Source organism: Streptomyces sp. CC0208, assembly GCF_003443735.1.
Lineage (GTDB): Bacteria > Actinomycetota > Actinomycetes > Streptomycetales > Streptomycetaceae > Streptomyces > Streptomyces sviceus.
This window is the reverse complement of record NZ_CP031969.1, coordinates 7010854-7026650: the sequence shown is the minus strand read 5'-3', so window position 1 is coordinate 7026650 and position 15797 is coordinate 7010854. Positions and strand designations below refer to the sequence as shown.

The window sequence follows — 15797 nt, the reverse complement described above, 5'->3', positions numbered from 1 at the left end:
GGGTCCGAACCAGGCGCTCAAGGTGTGTACTTCGACGGTAACTCCGCTGTGTACACAAAGGGGAGACGGAGGACACGGGTGGTCCACGGCATCAGGACACAGGACGGCCGCCGGCTGACGGTCGAGGAGCACGGCGATCCGGACGGCAGTCCGGTGGTCCTGCTGCACGGCACCCCGGGCTGCCGCTTCGGTCTCGTCCCCCGGGACGTCGTCGCCGCGCATCCGCACATCCGGTTCATCGCCTACGACCGCCCCGGTTACGGCGACTCGGACCGTCTGCCGGGGCGCCGCGTGGCCGACGCCGCCCGGGACGTGGCGGAGCTGGCCGGAGCCCTCGGGCTCGGCCGTTTCTCGGTGCTCGGCCACTCCGGCGGCGCCCCGCACGCCCTGGCCTGCGCCGCGCTGCTGCCCTCCCGGGTGCGGCGCGCGGCGGCACTGGCGTCCCCCGCGCCCCCGGACGCGAGGGACCTGCGCTGGTTCGACGGTATGGCCGCCTCCCAGGTCGAGGAGTACACCCGGGCGCTCACCGACCCGCTCGCCTTCGCCGGGCGCCTCGACGCCCGCGCCGCCGACATCCGCCGCGACCCCGCGCAACTGCTGGTCTCCCTCCGCGACGGGCTCACGGACTCCGACCGGCGGACCGTCTCCACCCCGGCGGTCGGCGAGATGCTGCTGCGCACCTACCGGGAGGCGCTGCGCGGATCGTCGTACGGCTGGCTCGACGACGGCCTCGCCCTGCTCAGCGGCTGGGGCTTCGACCCGGCGGCCGTCACCCGGCCCGTGCTGCTGTGGCACGGCGCCCAGGACACGCTCTCCCCGGTCGGCCACTTCACCTGGCTGGCGGACCGCATCCCCCGGGTCCGGCCCGTCCTCCAGCAGGACACCGGCCACTTCGGCGCGCTTGAGGCCCTGCCGGCCGTACTGGACTGGCTCTGCGCGCCACCGGAGCGGACCACCTCGTGATCGCGACGAGCCCCCGTACGGCGGATGCGTACGGGGGCTCACCAGGTACCGGCCGCGGTTCAGGCCGCTGCCGGGCCTAGAAGACGCTGACGCCGTAGGCGCTCAGGGCCTCGGTGACCGGCTGGAAGAAGGTAGTGCCGCCGGAGGAGCAGTTGCCGCTGCCGCCGGAGGTCAGACCGTAGGCGATACCGCTGTTGGAGTAGAGCGGGCCGCCGGAGTCGCCGGGCTCGGCGCAGACCGTGGTCTGGATCATGCCGTAGACGATGTCGCCGCCACCGTAGTTGACGGTCGCGTTCAGCGCGGTGACCCGGCCGCTGTGGATGCCGGTGGTGGAACCGCGACGGTAGACCGTGGTGTTCACGGACGGGGTGGCGGCGCTGGTGATGTCGACGCTGCCGACGGTGCCGGAGATCGACGAGACCGGGTAGCTCGACGAGTACTTGACGAGGCCGTAGTCGTTCGTCGGGAAGCTGGACCCGGCCGTCGAGCCGAGGGTGGTCGTGTGGCCCGAGTTCGACCACCAGGTGCCCGCACCGTCGGTGCAGTGACCGGCGGTCAGGAAGTAGTAGGTGCTCCCGCTGCGGACGTTGAAGCCGAGGGAGCAGCGCCAGCTACTCGCATAGATGGCGTCGCCGCCGGAGATCAGCTTGTTGAACTTGCCCGGGGTGTGCTTGATCGTGAGCGCGTCGGCGTTGCTGCCCGCCTGCTCCTTGATCTTGGCGATCTCCGCCTGCGAGACCGTGCTGTCGACGGTGACGACCACACGGTTGGTCTTGCTGTCGACGGCCCAGGCGGTGCCCGGGATGTCGGCCTTGAGCACCGAACTGCTGGCGCTCTTGAGTTCGGCGGTGCTGAACGGGGTCGCAGCGGTCGCGTTCGCGCTGGGGACCGCGATCGCGGCCGCGGCCACGAGGCCGGTGGTTCCGGCGATCAGCCGGGTCCGTCTCGTAATGCCACTGCGGGGGTTGGTGCGCTTGATCCTCACGTTTCGTTCCCTCCAAGGGAAGTCGGGGGCCCGCGTGGGGTCGGGGCCCGTGAGGCGCAGTCAGCGGCACGGGCGTCCGGTTTTCGAACACGCCGTGCTCCTGACAAGCGCTGAGGGGGAGTATTCGGCCGAACGGACGGTCGGCGCAAGGGCGCCTTTCGGCCGTCAGTCTTTGAAAGACCTTTGTGCTTCACAGGGAACGGCCATGCCTCGAATCCCGTCCCGCTCCCCCGCCACGAGGGCCACGCCGAGAGCCTTCCCCGGCGGCGGAAAGCGGCAGATACGGTGGTCGGCGAAGTGGCAGGGCGTCAGCGGCGCTCCGCGACGCCGACCGTCGTACGGCCGTCGGCCACCGGCGCGGACGGGTACGGAACCCGGAACCGGCGGCTGCCGTTCCCTTTCGCCGCATCGCCGAAAACAGCCCCTGGCGAGTTACCCGCACCGGTGGGCGGGGACGGCGAGGTCCAGGTGCTCCCGGAGCGTGCTGCCCGGGTAGAAGGTGCGGAACAGTCCGCGGTGCTGGAGCAGCGCCACTGTGCCGTTGACGAGCCGTTCCAGGTCCCGCAGCGGTTCGGCGGGGGTGAGGTGGAAGCCGTCGACGACGCCCTCGCCGTGCCAGGTGGCGATCAGTGCCGCGAGGTCGACGGGGCCGCCCCGGTACAGCGGCCCCTGTGCGGTCTGGCGGGGTCCGCCCCCGCCGTGCCCCGGCGCGGCCGCGTGCTCGCCGTCGCCGAGGTCGACGAGGAGACCGGCGAGGACCCGCAGTTCGTCGGGGCGGCGCCCGAACTCAGCTGCCGTGGCGCGGAGTTGATCCCGTACGGCGGCTGCCTGCGCGGCGCTCGCGGCGCGGACGAGGGCCACGTCGGCGTACCGGGCGGCGGTCCTGCGGGCGGGTTCGTCGGTGGCGTCGACCACGCGGACCGGGTGGCCGTGCGGGGGTCGCGGGCCGCCGTTCGGCATGTCCCGTATCTCGGTGTCGTCCTCCCGCACGTCGCACGGTTTCGCGGCCACGTCGGCGACTTCACCCGTCTCCCCGCGCAGTGGACCGGCCGGTGCCGCGGGTCGGCGGCCGAGGAGTCGGGCCTCGGCCCCGGTGGTCGAGCCGTCGATCCGCCAGCCGGCCCGGCCCCGGCTGACCCGGTCGAGGGTCGCGACGGCGGCCAGGACGCGGAAGAGCTCGGGGTGGGTGCTCGTGACCGTGGGCACCAGGCCGATCCGGCCGGTGGCGGGCGCGACCCGGGACAGCACCGTGAGCGGGTCGAGGCCGGGCCGGGCGAGGGTGTCGTCCAGGGTCACGAAGTCGAGCCCGCCGCGCTCGGCGAGCCGCGCCGCCTCGACGTAGGGACGCGCGTCGGACGCCGACGGCTGGTCGAGGGCGGCGGCGAGGTGCACCAGCCCCCGGCCGTGCGAGGAAGCCATGTGGGGGAATCCTTTCGGAGGAGAGTCCGGCCCGCCGCGGCGGGGAACAACCACGACCGCGCGGACCGGCGGCCGTCTCGCACCGGCGGCTCAGGCGACCGCACGGCCGGCGAGCTCGCCCAGGAACCGCAGTGCGGCCCGCGCGGTCGCGTCGTTCTGCCGGAACGCGGGCCCGCCGGTGCGCGGCCGGGTGAAGGCGCCGGGTGTACGGCCGTCGGTGTGCGGCCCGAGGGCGAAGCGCCGGGGGTGCGGGCGCCCGGACCGGTCCAGGAGCCGCCCGTCGGCACGGTCCACCCGCAGCAGCCCGTCCGGACTCTCGGCGACCCCCTCGTCGTGCAGCGCGCGCAGCAGCGGATCGAGGGCCCGCCGCACGGTCGGCTCGGGCAGCCGGGCCTCGACCAGGGCCCGCGCCTCGACCGAGTGGCCCGGCACGGTGGGGCTCGACGCCCGGAACACCCCGCCCTCGGCGCGGATCTCCATGTCCGCCCCGACGAACCGGAGCACCCCGGCCCGGGACAGCGCGAGCAGCTGCCGCAGCCGGGGGCCGGGCGGCCCTGAAGCCAGATAGCTGAAGAACCCGTGCCACCGGCCACCGATGTCCCCGAGCCGCACCAGCTGCCCGTAGACGGAGAGCAGTCCGAGGAACACGGCCAGGTCGGGGCTGTACCGGGAATCGTGCCGGCGGCTCAGGTCGGCCTCGACATACGCCCGCAGCCCCTCCTGGAACTCCTCGTGCGTCGCGTACCGCAGGCCCTCCAGCGGCCGGTCGAGCGCGACGAGGTCGAGCCGGTCACGGGGATCGGGCACGGCGGAGGCCACCAGGGTCTCCCGTTCGAGGGCCACGTCGACGGCCGCGTACTTCTCCTCGAAGTCGGTCCAGGACATCGCGGTCCGCTCCGGGTGCACGGTGAACAGCCGGTGGTAGTGGGCGAATCCGAGCTCCTTCGCCACCAGCGGCCACACGTCCCGCCGGAAGTCGACGGCCCCGCGCCGGGCGAGCAGCGCGTCGATCTGGGCCGGCCCCAGGAAGCGGGGCAGCGGCGGCCGCTCGCCGGTCCAGTCGTAGCCGATCTTCGAGTGGTACGGCACCCCGCGCCGCGATCCGACGTGGAGGACCGGCTCGCGCCCGGACGGGACATAGGTGTCCCCCTCGTAGCGTCCGCCCCGGCCCTCGGTCAGCAGCGCCATCAGGTCGACGAAGGCGAGCCCGAACCCGCGGACCAGGACCGGTTCGCCGGGCGCGAGCGCGGACAGGTCGCTGTCGGCGGTGAAGTCGGGCGGCAGGTGGACGAGGCCGTGGGCGCGGGCGTACGCAGCCAGGTCCCGCTGCTCGTCGTCGAGTTCGGCGTCCAGATGCCCCAGGGTGAGGACGACCAGGTCGGCGAGGAGCGGGCGCGGTCGGCCCTCCAGCCAGACCCGCTGACGTCCCGCACGCGGTCCGCTCACCCGCAGGGCACGTCGCGGATGGTGGTGGACGGACACGGACGGCGGCAGCGCGGCCACCGCCTGCTCGTGCACCCAGCGCAGGTACGCGCCCTGGAGCTGCCGGTCGGCGAAGGTGCGGCCGTCGATGCCGGCCCACTCGTGCAGGGTGGGGCCGGAGCGCACGGGTCCGGCCATGTCCACCGTCTCGTCGGTGAACATGGTGACGTCCTCGGCGTGCGAGTTCATCCACAGCAGCGGTGACTGCGCCTCGCGCCAGATGCGTCCGGCGCCGGGCTCGTGCGGATCCACCAGGTGCAGGTCGAGGCCCGAACCGTCGTACAGCTCCGGGGCGTTGGCGGCGATCCGCTCGATCAGGCCGGTCCCCCGCGGCCCGGCTCCGACGATCACCAGCGAGCGCCTCATCGGGTGCGCTCCGAGCCGTGGGCGTCATGTCTGTCCGCCGGCGCACCTGTCGGTCGGAGTGCGGCGGGGGCTGGGGCAAGGGTGTCGGAGGGCATGCGAAGGCTCCGTGACATCGAGTCGGTCGAACTCGGACGGGTGCCTTCACACGGACACAAGAGATACGGCCGAGCCCCTCAGCAGGGCCGTATCCGCCGAGACTACGGGGCCGTTTCCCCGCGCTGTCAAGGTTGTCCACACTGTGAGCGGTACGTCTCAGGCTGGTTGACGCCCCACCGAATGCCTGTTCCACTTGGGCACATGCATTCACAGCAGTGGCTGGTCAAGCGCTCCCACATCGACTTCGGTCGCGTGTGGTCCTCTTCCTGTTGAGCCGACCCACTGCTCGCCCTGCCTCCGGCGGGGCGCCTTTCGCGTTCTCCTCCTCCGCCTTCACACGGGCCCTCCCCCTCACCCGGCGTTCCTCGCTCCCAGCAGACCGCTTCACCCTGACCACCGCGGGTCCCCTTCTCCACGGACTCGGCGATAACGAAGTCCCGGATCTCCCCTCCGGAAGGGAAACACCCTTGCGGGCGCGCCGCCGTATCGGTGTGCGGCTCCGCGCCCGCCGCTGCGGCCGAAAAAGAATCTCCGGCGATCTGAAGCGCCGTCAGAACCGATACCCGCAAGCCGACGGCGGCGGGCCCGGCGAATCCGCGCACGGCGATTCCCCGTGGCCGGAACGGCGTTGAGCAGCGGATTCGTCCCGGCGGTGCCGTTCACCCGTACGCGCCAGCCCTCACCCGGACGCCGTGAAGAATCATATTTCACTCACAGTCAGCAGCCGTATGGGACACGACCCTTGGGGTACCTGGGCTCTCGACGTATTCGCTGTGCACCAGTACCGTCACAAACCCCCCGCGCGGCGGCTATTCACTTGGCGCGCGATCCGCATCATGGATGACCATAGGGATACAGAAGCAAGACAGACCGCTGCGAGAGGAGGCGTCCATGGGATCGGTGCGCAAGGCGAGTGCCTGGCTGGGCCTCGTTGACGACAACGATGACGAGCGTTACTACGACGACGACGGATACTCCGAAGGGACCGAGCCCGGGGATGCCTGGGTCACCGACCCACGGGTCAAGGTGGCCTCGGACGTCGCCGAGGAGAAGGGCCGTCGCATCGGCACGGTGACCCCGGACAGCTTCCGGGACGCCCGCGCCATCGGCGAACTGTTCCGTGAGGGCGTCCCCGTCATCATGAACCTCACCGCGATGGAGGCCGGTGACGCCAAGCGCGTCGTCGACTTCGCGGCCGGGCTGATCTTCGGACTGCGCGGTTCCATCGAGCGCGTGTCCACCCGGGTGTTCCTGCTGACCCCCGCCAACACGGAGATCGTGAACGGCGATCCGGCCGCGCACCGCACGGACGGCTTCTTCAACCAGAGCTGAGGCAGGGCCGCTCACCGGCCCTGCCCCCAGCAGGGTTCACCGGAAGGCATCCAGTCCGGTGAACGCCTTGCCCAGCACCAGTTGGTGCATCTCGACGGTGCCCTCGTACGTCAGCACCGACTCGAGGTTCGTCGCGTGCCGCATCACGGGGTATTCGAGGGAGATCCCGTTGGCACCGAGGATCGTCCGCGCCGTACGGCAGATCTCGATGGCCTCGCGGACGTTGTTGAGCTTGCCGAAGCTGACCTGCTCGGGACGCAGGCGGCCGGCGTCCATGCGCCGCCCCAGATGGTGGGCGAGCAGAATCCCCTTGTGCAGTTCGACCGCCATGTCGGCGAGTTTGGCCTGGGTGAGCTGGAAGCCCCCGATGGGCCGCCCGAACTGCTCCCGCGTCTTCGCGTAGTCGACGGCGGTCTCGAAACACGACCGCGCCGCTCCCATCGCACCCCACACGATCCCGTACCGGGCGTGCGAGAGACAGCTGAGCGGTCCCTTGAGCCCGACGACCTCCGGCAGCACCGCGTCGGCGGGCAGTCGTACGTCGTCCAGGACGAGTTCGCTGGTGACGCTGGCCCGCAGCGACCACTTGTGCTTGATCTCCGGCGCCGAGAAACCCGCGGTGTCGGTCGGCACCACGAACCCGCGGATCCCGTCGTCGGTCTGCGCCCACACGACGGCGACCCCGGCGACCGACCCGTTGGTGATCCACATCTTGCGCCCGTTGAGGACCCAGTCCGTGCCGTCCTTCTTGGCGAACGTCCGCATCGCTCCGGGGTCGGAGCCGTGATCGGGTTCGGTGAGCCCGAAGCAGCCGATCACCTCGCCGGCGGCCATGCGCGGCAGCCAGGTCTGCTTCTGCTCCTCGCTGCCGAAGCGGTGGATCGCGTACATGGCGAGCGAGCCCTGTACGGAGACGAGGGACCGGATCCCGGAGTCGGCGGCCTCCAGCTCCAGACAGGCGAGCCCGTACTGCACGGCGGAGGCTCCCGCGCACCCGTATCCGCTGAGCGACATCCCGAGGGCGCCGATCTCCCCGAGTTCGCGGGCGAGTTCCCTGATCCCCGGCAGCTCGCCCTTCTCGTACCAGTCGGCGACGTGGGGCAGGACGCGGTCGGCGGCCCAGGTCCGCACGGTCGCGCGGATCGCGAGGTCCTCCGGCTCCAGCAGGTCGTCGATACCGAGGGGGTCGGCGGGGTCGAACGGGGGCATGGCACATCCTCCGGCAGAAGGGCTCCAGCGGGCTGGCGGCTGGAAGTCGGCTCGCTGGAAACTAGCACCGCTAATTTAAGGCTTCCGTCGCCGACGTTACAGCGTGCTCCGCCGCACATCCAGACGCCGGTCAGGCGGAGACGCGTGACTCCGCGACTTCTCTGGGCGCCGGAAGCCCGACGGCCGCCGGGGCCTCGCCGCACTGCATCGTGCGCGGCAGCCGCAGCGCCATCACCGCGCCCAGCAGCAACAACCCCGCACTCACCAGCAAGGTCACGTGCAGCCCGTGCACGAAGGAGTCCCGGGCGGCCCGGCGCAGGGCCACGCCCGCGGGTCCGCCGAGGCGTCCGGCCACCTCGTAGGCCTCGCCCAGGGAGTGCCCCGCCGACCTGGACGCCCCCTCGGGGACGCCGGGCACGCGCGAGAGGCCGGGCGTGTACGCCGCGTTCATCACGCTGCCGAGCAGCGCGATCCCGATGCCCGCCCCGAGCTGGTACGAGGTCTCGCCTATCGCCGCCGCCCCGCCCGCCTGCTCCGGCGGTGCCTCGCTGAGCATCGACTCGTACGCCCCGAAGAGCGTCGTCTCCAGGCCGAACCCGAGCAGCACGAACCCGGACACCAACAGACCCGTGTTGTCCGCGTCACCCATGGCGGTGAGCAGCAGCACGGCCAGGGCCGTCAGGCAGAACCCGGCGCTCACCATCAGGCGCGGCCCGAACCGCCGCAGCAGACGCGCCCCGGCCAGCCCCGCCGCCATCGCGGCGATGGTCAGCGGCAGCAGCCGTAGACCGGTCTCCAGCGGGGACAGGTCGAGGACCAGCTGGAGGTACTGCGCCGCGATCAGTTCGAGCCCCACCAGCGCGAGCATCGCGAGGACGATGCAGCCGACCGAGGTGCTGAACGCGGGACGCGCGAACATCCGCAGATCCACCAGGGGATGCGTACGCCGCCGCTGCCGTCGTACGAAGAGGACGAGCAGTGCCGCGCCCAGGACCAGCGGGATCGCGGTGAACGCGTCGAGCTCACCGCCACCGAGCCGCTTCACGCCGAGCACGAGGGCGAACAGCCCGGCTGCGGCGGTCAGGGCGCCGACGACGTCCCAGGGGCCTTCGCCGCTGCCCTTCGACTCGGGCAGCAGCAGTCGGCCGGTCGGCAGGCTGACCAGCATCAGCGGGATGTTGACGAGGAAGACCGAACCCCACCAGAAGTGCTCCAGGAGAAAGCCGCCGAGCAGCGGCCCGACCGCGGCGCCGACCGCCGCGACCGCGCTCCAGATGCCGATCGCGAGCGCCCGCTCACGCCGGTCGGGGAAGACCTGGCGCAGGATCGACAGCGTCGCGGGCATGATCATCGCGCCGCCGACGCCGAGCAGCGCCCGCGCGAGGATCAGTACCTGGGCGGTGTCCGCGAAAGCGGCGACACCGGAGGCGACGCCGAACAGGCCGTAACCGAGGAGAAGGACTCTCCTGCGGCCCACGCGGTCGCCGAGCGTGCCGAAGAGGATCAGGAGCGAGGCGCAGACGAGCGGATAGACGTCGACGATCCAGAGCAGTTCTATCGCGCCGGGCTTGAGGTCCTCGGTGACGGCGGGCACCGCCACGTGCAGCACTGTCGCGTCGAGGGCGACCAGGAGCAGGCTCACGCACAGGACGACGAGGACGACCCAGCGGTTTGCACCGGCCCCGGCCGTCCGACGGCGCAGCATCGCGGCGGCCGTGGTCGTCCCGGACATGTACGTACCTCCCAGATGTTCCCTGGCGTTCGGCGGGCACATGGGGTGGGGACTCCCCATGATCTCGGCCGGAGAGGAGCGGTGGTCTCCGGCCCGCGCAGCGAACGGCGGGTGACACGTCAGCGTACGCGAGTTCGCACGTACGCCCAGTGGCGGACCTCTCAGACTTCGGACCCAACACGTGTGGCGTACGCCACTTTCACCGCCTGTCGCCGTGCCCCGTCGGACGGACGGGTACGGCGACCGGTCGATAATCGGACCCGTGACCGATCTTGGAACGCGCACCGAACCGGCCCTGCGCCGAGCCGCCCCGGCGCTGCTCGGCTATGCGGCCGTCCGCGTCCTGGGCCTGCTCACGCTGGCCCTGTGGAGCGCGGCGCGCGACAAGAGCGCGTACACCCTGCTGACCGCCCGCTGGGACGCCCTCTGGTACACGCGGGTCGCCGAACTCGGTTACGGCTACGAGGTACGGCTGCCGAACGGCGACGTGCACTCGAACCTGGCGTTCTTCCCGCTCCTGCCCTGGCTGGAGCGGCTGCTGCACGCGACGACCCCGCTGTCCTACGCCGACGCGGGCTTCGTGGTGGCCCTGCTCGCCTCGCTGACCGCGGCCTGGGGCGTCTTCGCGGTGACGGACCATGTGTACGGCCGCCGGGCGGGCGTCTGCGCGGTCCTCGTGTGGGCCGTCCTGCCCGTCGGAATCGTCCAGTCGATGGCGTACAGCGAGTCGCTGTTCACGGCGCTGGCGGCCTGGTCGCTGTACGCGGTGCTGACCGGCCGCTGGGTGACGGCGGGCCTGCTGGCCTCCCTGGCGGGCCTGACCCGCCCGGTGGGCCTGGCGGTGGTCGCGGCGGTGTGGGTGGCGGGGATCGCCGCCTTGCTGCGGGACCGACGGGACCGCGCCCCCTCCGGGTCCGCCACGGCCTCGGGGGAGGGAACCGCCTCGACCGTGCGCGACCCGAGCGCCCCTCACGCCGGCCCTTTCGTGCGGAACCGAAGCGCGGCCGGGGAGCGCGGCGCACAGGCCACCGGACACGCCCCCGCGCCCGACCTGACCCGCGGTCCCGGCACCGACGCCGGCTCCTCGCACCTGCCCGGCACCCATCCCGTCCGCCGCGCCCTGGGCCTGGCCCTCGCGCCCCTCGGCGCCGCCGCCTACGTCCTGTGGGTCGGTCACCGCACCGGCAAGGGCCCGTTCGGCTACCTCGACGTGCAGGCGGGCTGGCGCAACGGCTTCGACGGCGGGTACGCCTTCGCCCGATTCGTCGCCGACAAGTTCACGTCGTTCCCGTCGGCCCTGGCCGGGGTCGGGCTGATCATCGGCGTCGGCCTTGTGGTGTGGCTGTACGTCGTCTGCGTGCGGCAGGGCCAGCCGCTCCCCCTCCTGGCGTACTCCGGCGTCGTCACCGCGCTCGCCCTGTGCGCGTCGAGCTACTTCGGCTCGAAACCGCGCCTGCTGATGCCCGCTTTCCCCCTGTTGCTGCCCCTCGCCCTGGCCCTCGCCCGCTCAGGGACCCGCAGGTCAGCCGTGATCGTGACCCTGGTCGCCACCGCCTCCGCCCTGTACGGCGCCTTCTGGCTGAACGGCTCCGGTCCGCCATGATCGACTCCGGAGCGTCGATGAGCGCCCGGAGAATTCCGCCCCATGATTCGGTGAACGAATTCATAAGGCCCATAAAACCGCAACCCGGAATGATCAAAGGAATTGAGGGACGCAGCCTCCGGCCTTTGCGGAATCCCTGAAAATAAACCCCCGCCTGAGAGGAATCCCACATCACATCGTCATCACAAAGCCGCTGATTCGACGGGGATCAGAGCTCACTCGCTGTAACGTCGATTGGGTGCGTACCGAACGAAACCCCACCCGTCTGGACCGGGTGTTCGCCAGGCTGGACCGTGAGCCGGAACGGCCGGCCCACCTCAGCGTGCCGCGGGCGAGCCGCCACCGGACCGTCCTCGTGGTCGCCGCCCTGGCTTTCTACCTGGCGATCGTGTGGCTGGTGGTGACCACCTCGTGGCTGGTCCGCCTCGACTGGCAGGTCATGTTCTTCCGGCCGTACCAGCAGTGGGCGTCCATCCACTGGTTCGTCGACTACTACGTGGTGCTGGGCCAGCGCGGCCCGACCGCGGTGATGGTCGCGGCCTGGCTGGGCTGGCGTTCCTGGCGGCAGCACACCGTGCGCCCGCTGCTGACGCTGGGCACCTCGCTGCTGCTGCTGAACATCACGGTCGGCGCCGCCAAGTACGGCATGGGACGACTCGGACCGCACTACGCGACCGTCATCGGCTCCAACGAGATGGGCCTGGGCGGCGATATATTTCCCAGCGGCCACACCGCCAACGCCGTGGTGACCTGGGGAATCCTGGCGTATCTGGCCTCCACCCCGAGAGCCCGCCGCTGGCTGTCCGCGATCTCCGCGGTGACCTCGCTCGGCGTCGGCATGGCCACCGTCTACCTCGGTACGCACTGGCTGAGCGACGTCGTGCTGGGCTGGGTCGCGGGTCTGCTGATCCTGCTCGCGCTGCCCTGGTTCGAGCCGCTGATCGCCCGCACCGAGGTCTACGCCTTCGACCTGCGCGACCGCTGGCGGGCCCGTGGCGGCGCGAAGGCCCCGGCCCCGGTCACCCCCGTCACGGCCCCCGCGCCCGCCCGCCTCAAGCCGCTCACGGCCCCGCAGAACGAGACGGCGGCCCGCGAGGCCCTTGCCCCGGCACGCGGCCCCAGGTCGCCCGCCCACATGGCGCCGGGCCCGCACACCACCCGGTCGGAGCGCACCCCGGTCACCCCGGCCGGCAGCCGCCGCCCGCCGCACCCGGACCGGATCGTGCGCGGTACGCCCTCCCCGGTCACCCGGCCGGTGTCCGGCGGCTGATCCTTCACCTCGAAGCAGCGGGGCCGGTACGCATCACCGCCCCGGACATGACGCGGGCCCCGGTTCCTGTCGAGGAACCGGGGCCCGCGTCACGCGGTTCAGCCCTTCCAGGCCCGCGCCACGCGGCCGTCCTTCACCTCGAAGTTCAGCCGGCCCGCGCGGTACTCCATCGTGATGATCGCCCCCGGCGGCAGCGACCGGACCGTCGACCAGCCCCGCTCACGCGCGAGCCGCTCGGCGGCGGAGGGGTCGAGGCCGACGTAGGTGTCCGGGCTGTCCTGGGGTTCGGCGGGCGGTGTCGGAATGGGTGCCATACCGCCACGCTAGGCCCTGCCCGGCGGGCGCGGAAGTCCGGATCCCGCACGCCCCCTGTCACGCTTCTGTCACAGGCTCGCCTCACCCGTTTCCCTCGCACTGCGTCACACGGACGAGCGTTTCCCTAGCCCTTCCGCAGGTATTCGAACGCAATTCCCGCGTGTCGTACGACTTCGCCGAATGCCCCGTGAGAAGGCTTGTCCGAGAACTGGCCCGGGCCCCTTTGTCCACCGATTCCGGACAGGGCCACGCAGGCTGACACCGCATAGGAAATACACGGTTCCGACACAGAACCCCCTTACGCCCCCTGTCGCCGCGCACGCCCGCGCGAGCATCATGGCGTGAGCCGAGCGAAGGGGCGAGCGATGGGAACGCAGACCGTTCAGGCGGCGGCACGACCGGCGGGGACCAGGGGGCACGGACGCCTGGTCGTGGACTGGCTGACCACCACCGACCACAAGAAGATCGGCCACCTCTACCTGATCACGTCGTTCGCGTTCTTCCTGATCGGTGGGGTCATGGCACTGCTGATGCGGGCCGAACTCGCCCGGCCGGGGCTGCAGATCCTGGACAACCAGCAGTTCAACCAGTTGTTCACGATGCACGGCACGATCATGCTGCTGCTGTTCGCGACCCCGAGCTTCGCGGGCTTCGCCAACGAGCTGATGCCGCTCCAGATCGGCGCCCCGGACGTGGCGTTCCCGCGGCTGAACATGCTGTCGTACTGGTTCTTCCTGTTCGGCGGCCTGATCGTGCTGGGTTCGCTGCTCGTGCCGTCCGGTCCGGCCGCCTTCGGCTGGTTCGCCTACGCACCGCTGAACAACTCCGCGCACTCCCCCGGCGTCGGCCCCGACCTGTGGATCATGGGCCTCGCGCTGGCCGGCTTCGGCACGATCCTCGGCGCGGTCAACTTCATCACCACGATCATCGGGATGCGCGCACCCGGCATGACCATGTTCCGGATGCCGATCTTCACCTGGAACACGCTGTTCACGTCGATCCTGATCCTGCTGGCGTTCCCGGTCCTTGCTGCCGCGCTGCTGGTCCTGGAGGCGGACCGGCGCTTCGGCTCACAGGTCTTCGAGGCGGACAACGGCGGGGCACTGCTGTGGCAGCACCTGTTCTGGTTCTTCGGGCATCCCGAGGTCTACATCATCGCGCTGCCGTTCTTCGGGATCATCACGGAGATCCTCCCGGTCTTCAGCCGCAAGCCGCTCTTCGGCTATCTGACACTGGTGGCCGCGACGATGGCGATCACCGGTCTGTCGGTGGTGGTGTGGGCGCACCACATGTTCGTCACGGGCGCGGTGCTGCTGCCGTTCTTCGCCTTCATGACGTTCCTCATCGCCGTGCCCACGGGTGTGAAGTTCTTCAACTGGATCGGCACCATGATGAAGGGCTCGCTGTCCTTCGAGACGCCGATGCTGTGGGCGTGCGGCTTCCTGGTGACCTTCCTGTTCGGCGGTCTGACCGGGGTGATCCTGGCGTCGCCGCCGCTGGACTTCCACGTCTCCGACAGCTACTTCGTGGTGGCGCACTTCCACTACGTCGTGTTCGGCACGGTCGTCTTCGCGATCTTCGGCGGGCTGTACTTCTGGTGGCCGAAGTTCACCGGGAAGATGCTCGACGAGCGGCTCGGCAAGATCCAGTTCTGGACGCTGTTCGTCGGCTTCCACACCACGTTCCTGGTCCAGCACTGGCTGGGGGCCGAGGGCATGCCCCGCCGGTACGCCGACTATCTCGCGGCCGACGGCTTCACGGCCCTGAACACCATCTCGACGATCGGCGCGTTCCTGCTCGGCGCCTCGACGCTGCCGTTCCTCTACAACGTGTGGAAGACCGCCAAGTACGGCGTGCCGGTGGAGACCGACGACCCCTGGGGCTTCGGCCGCTCCCTGGAGTGGGCGACCTCCTGCCCGCCGCCGCGGCACAACTTCACGACCCTGCCCCGGATCCGCTCCGAGTCCCCGGCGTTCGACCTGCACCATCCGGAGTACGCGGCGCTGACTTCGCAGCCCGAGCCGAAGAGCGAGCAAGCGAGCGAGCAAGCCGGTCGTGGGCCGTCCTGATCGCCTCGGTCAGCTCGGCCGGCTCCAGCACCTCGAAGTCGAAGCCCGTCATCATCACGTGGATCACCATCACGTCGAGGCTCGACGCCCCGGTGCGCAGGACGCAGCTGTCGGGTCCCTCCGCCTCCAGCACCCCGGCGCTCGGTGAGATCCGCTCGGCGGCCCGCTCCTTGGGCACCAGCAGCCGCACAACCGCGTGTGAGGCGTACGCGCGCGTGGAGACGCCTCGCGAGACGTAGGCGGCGAGGTCCTCGGCGGGTGGGGTGCGCGGCGCGAACCGGGGCCCGTGCGGCGGCTTCGGGGTGATCCGGTCGACGCGGAAGGTCCGCCAGTCGTCCCGGTCCAGGTCCCAGGCGACCAGGTACCAGCGCCGCTCGCTGCACACCAGACGGTGCGGTTCGACGGTACGGCGGCTGGCGGCACCGCCGTGGTCGCTGTACTCGAAGCGCAGCCGCTCGGCGTCCCGGCAGAGGTTGGCGAGCTCGGTGAGCACTCCCGGGTCGACGGCATTCGGTTGCGGGCCGCGCAGCATCGGCACGGTGAAGGCGTTCAGGGCGCCCACGCGGCGGCGCAGCCGGCTCGGCAGGACCTGCTCCAGCTTGGACAGGGCCCGTACCGAGGTCTCGCCGATGCCCTCGATGCCCTGTCCCGCGGCCGTGCGCAGGCCGACGGCGACCGCGACGGCCTCGTCGTCGTCCAGGAGCAGCGGGGGCAGCTCGGCGCCCGCGCCCAGCTGGTAGCCGCCGCCGGTGCCGGGGCTGGCGTTGACGGGGTAGCCCAGCTCGCGCAGCCGGTCCACGTCCCGGCGCACGGTGCGCGCGGTGACGCCGAGGCGGTCCGCGAGGTCGGCGCCCGACCATTCGCGGTGGGCCTGCAGCAGCGAGAGCAGGCGCAGAAGTCGTGCCGAGGTCTCCAACATGATGCCGAGTCTGGCAGCCATTGCGGACAGCGGCTGT

At 71.3% G+C, this 15797-nt stretch carries 11 protein-coding genes and 1 pseudogene; 5 read left to right on the top strand and 7 right to left on the bottom strand.

Annotation, left to right across the window (positions count from 1 at the left end; translation table 11 throughout):
- The first annotated feature begins 78 nt into the window (after positions 1-78).
- Positions 79-963: an alpha/beta hydrolase gene (locus D1369_RS32280; protein ID WP_007381004.1), complete on the top strand. Its 885-nt coding sequence runs from the start codon at positions 79-81 to the stop codon at positions 961-963.
- Between the two features lie 76 nt (positions 964-1039).
- On the opposite strand, the gene D1369_RS32275 is transcribed toward D1369_RS32280, so the two are convergent.
- The 3 genes from D1369_RS32275 to D1369_RS32265 all read right to left on the bottom strand — a co-directional run bounded on the left by D1369_RS32275 (position 1040) and on the right by D1369_RS32265 (position 5215).
- On the bottom strand, positions 1040-1948 hold the full coding sequence (locus D1369_RS32275; RefSeq protein WP_007381005.1) for a S1 family peptidase: 909 nt from the start codon (positions 1946-1948) through the stop codon (positions 1040-1042).
- Positions 1949-2380: 432 nt separating this feature from the next.
- On the bottom strand, positions 2381-3367 hold the full coding sequence (locus tag D1369_RS32270; protein WP_037899461.1) for an LLM class flavin-dependent oxidoreductase: 987 nt from the start codon (positions 3365-3367) through the stop codon (positions 2381-2383).
- 90 nt (positions 3368-3457) lie between these two features.
- Entirely contained in the window at positions 3458-5215 is a 1758-nt protein-coding gene (locus D1369_RS32265) for an FAD/NAD(P)-binding protein (RefSeq protein WP_007381007.1), read from the bottom strand.
- Positions 5216-6202: 987 nt separating this feature from the next.
- On the opposite strand from D1369_RS32265, the gene D1369_RS32260 reads away from it, so the two are divergent.
- The gene (locus D1369_RS32260; RefSeq protein ID WP_007381008.1) at positions 6203-6643 is read left to right on the top strand and encodes a cell division protein SepF; all 441 of its coding nucleotides are present in this window, start codon (positions 6203-6205) and stop codon (positions 6641-6643) included.
- Between the two features lie 36 nt (positions 6644-6679).
- On the opposite strand, the gene D1369_RS32255 is transcribed toward D1369_RS32260, so the two are convergent.
- Positions 6680-7852 (bottom strand): acyl-CoA dehydrogenase family protein, encoded by a 1173-nt coding sequence (locus tag D1369_RS32255; protein WP_007381009.1) that lies wholly within the window; start codon positions 7850-7852, stop codon positions 6680-6682.
- 130 nt (positions 7853-7982) lie between these two features.
- Complete coding sequence (locus tag D1369_RS32250) at positions 7983-9584, bottom strand: MFS transporter (protein WP_007381010.1); 1602 nt, start codon at positions 9582-9584, stop codon at positions 7983-7985.
- A 262-nt stretch (positions 9585-9846) separates the two neighbouring features.
- On the opposite strand from D1369_RS32250, the gene D1369_RS32240 reads away from it, so the two are divergent.
- Together D1369_RS32240 and D1369_RS32235 are read left to right on the top strand one after the other, a co-directional pair.
- Positions 9847-11187 (top strand): mannosyltransferase family protein, encoded by a 1341-nt coding sequence (locus D1369_RS32240; protein ID WP_037899464.1) that lies wholly within the window; start codon positions 9847-9849, stop codon positions 11185-11187.
- 238 nt (positions 11188-11425) lie between these two features.
- The gene (locus tag D1369_RS32235) at positions 11426-12457 is read left to right on the top strand and encodes a phosphatase PAP2 family protein (protein WP_118082754.1); all 1032 of its coding nucleotides are present in this window, start codon (positions 11426-11428) and stop codon (positions 12455-12457) included.
- A 98-nt stretch (positions 12458-12555) separates the two neighbouring features.
- Here D1369_RS32235 and D1369_RS32230 read toward each other — a convergent pair whose 3' ends face one another.
- The gene (locus D1369_RS32230) at positions 12556-12771 is read right to left on the bottom strand and encodes an I78 family peptidase inhibitor (RefSeq protein ID WP_118082753.1); all 216 of its coding nucleotides are present in this window, start codon (positions 12769-12771) and stop codon (positions 12556-12558) included.
- 366 nt (positions 12772-13137) lie between these two features.
- On the opposite strand from D1369_RS32230, the pseudogene ctaD reads away from it, so the two are divergent.
- A pseudogene (gene ctaD / locus D1369_RS32225) lies at positions 13138-14664 on the top strand (cytochrome c oxidase subunit I); the annotation flags it as partial.
- 43 nt (positions 14665-14707) lie between these two features.
- Here ctaD and D1369_RS32220 read toward each other — a convergent pair.
- A complete protein-coding gene (locus tag D1369_RS32220; protein WP_118083159.1) occupies positions 14708-15760 on the bottom strand; it encodes a YafY family protein in 1053 nt (350 codons plus the stop codon).
- Between the last annotated feature and the right edge of the window lie 37 nt (positions 15761-15797).

Bases quoted from the DNA above. Each gene is read 5' to 3' on its own strand.
- D1369_RS32255 (WP_007381009.1), bottom strand. From the start codon at position 7,852: ATGCCCCCGTTCGACCCCGCCGACCCCCTCGGTATCGACGACCTGCTG.
- D1369_RS32270 (WP_037899461.1), bottom strand. From the start codon at position 3,367: ATGGCTTCCTCGCACGGCCGGGGGCTGGTGCACCTCGCCGCCGCCCTC.
- D1369_RS32250 (WP_007381010.1), bottom strand. From the start codon at position 9,584: ATGTCCGGGACGACCACGGCCGCCGCGATGCTGCGCCGTCGGACGGCC.
- D1369_RS32260 (WP_007381008.1), top strand. From the start codon at position 6,203: ATGGGATCGGTGCGCAAGGCGAGTGCCTGGCTGGGCCTCGTTGACGAC.
- D1369_RS32220 (WP_118083159.1), bottom strand. From the start codon at position 15,760: ATGTTGGAGACCTCGGCACGACTTCTGCGCCTGCTCTCGCTGCTGCAG.
- D1369_RS32230 (WP_118082753.1), bottom strand. From the start codon at position 12,771: ATGGCACCCATTCCGACACCGCCCGCCGAACCCCAGGACAGCCCGGAC.
- D1369_RS32265 (WP_007381007.1), bottom strand. From the start codon at position 5,215: ATGAGGCGCTCGCTGGTGATCGTCGGAGCCGGGCCGCGGGGGACCGGC.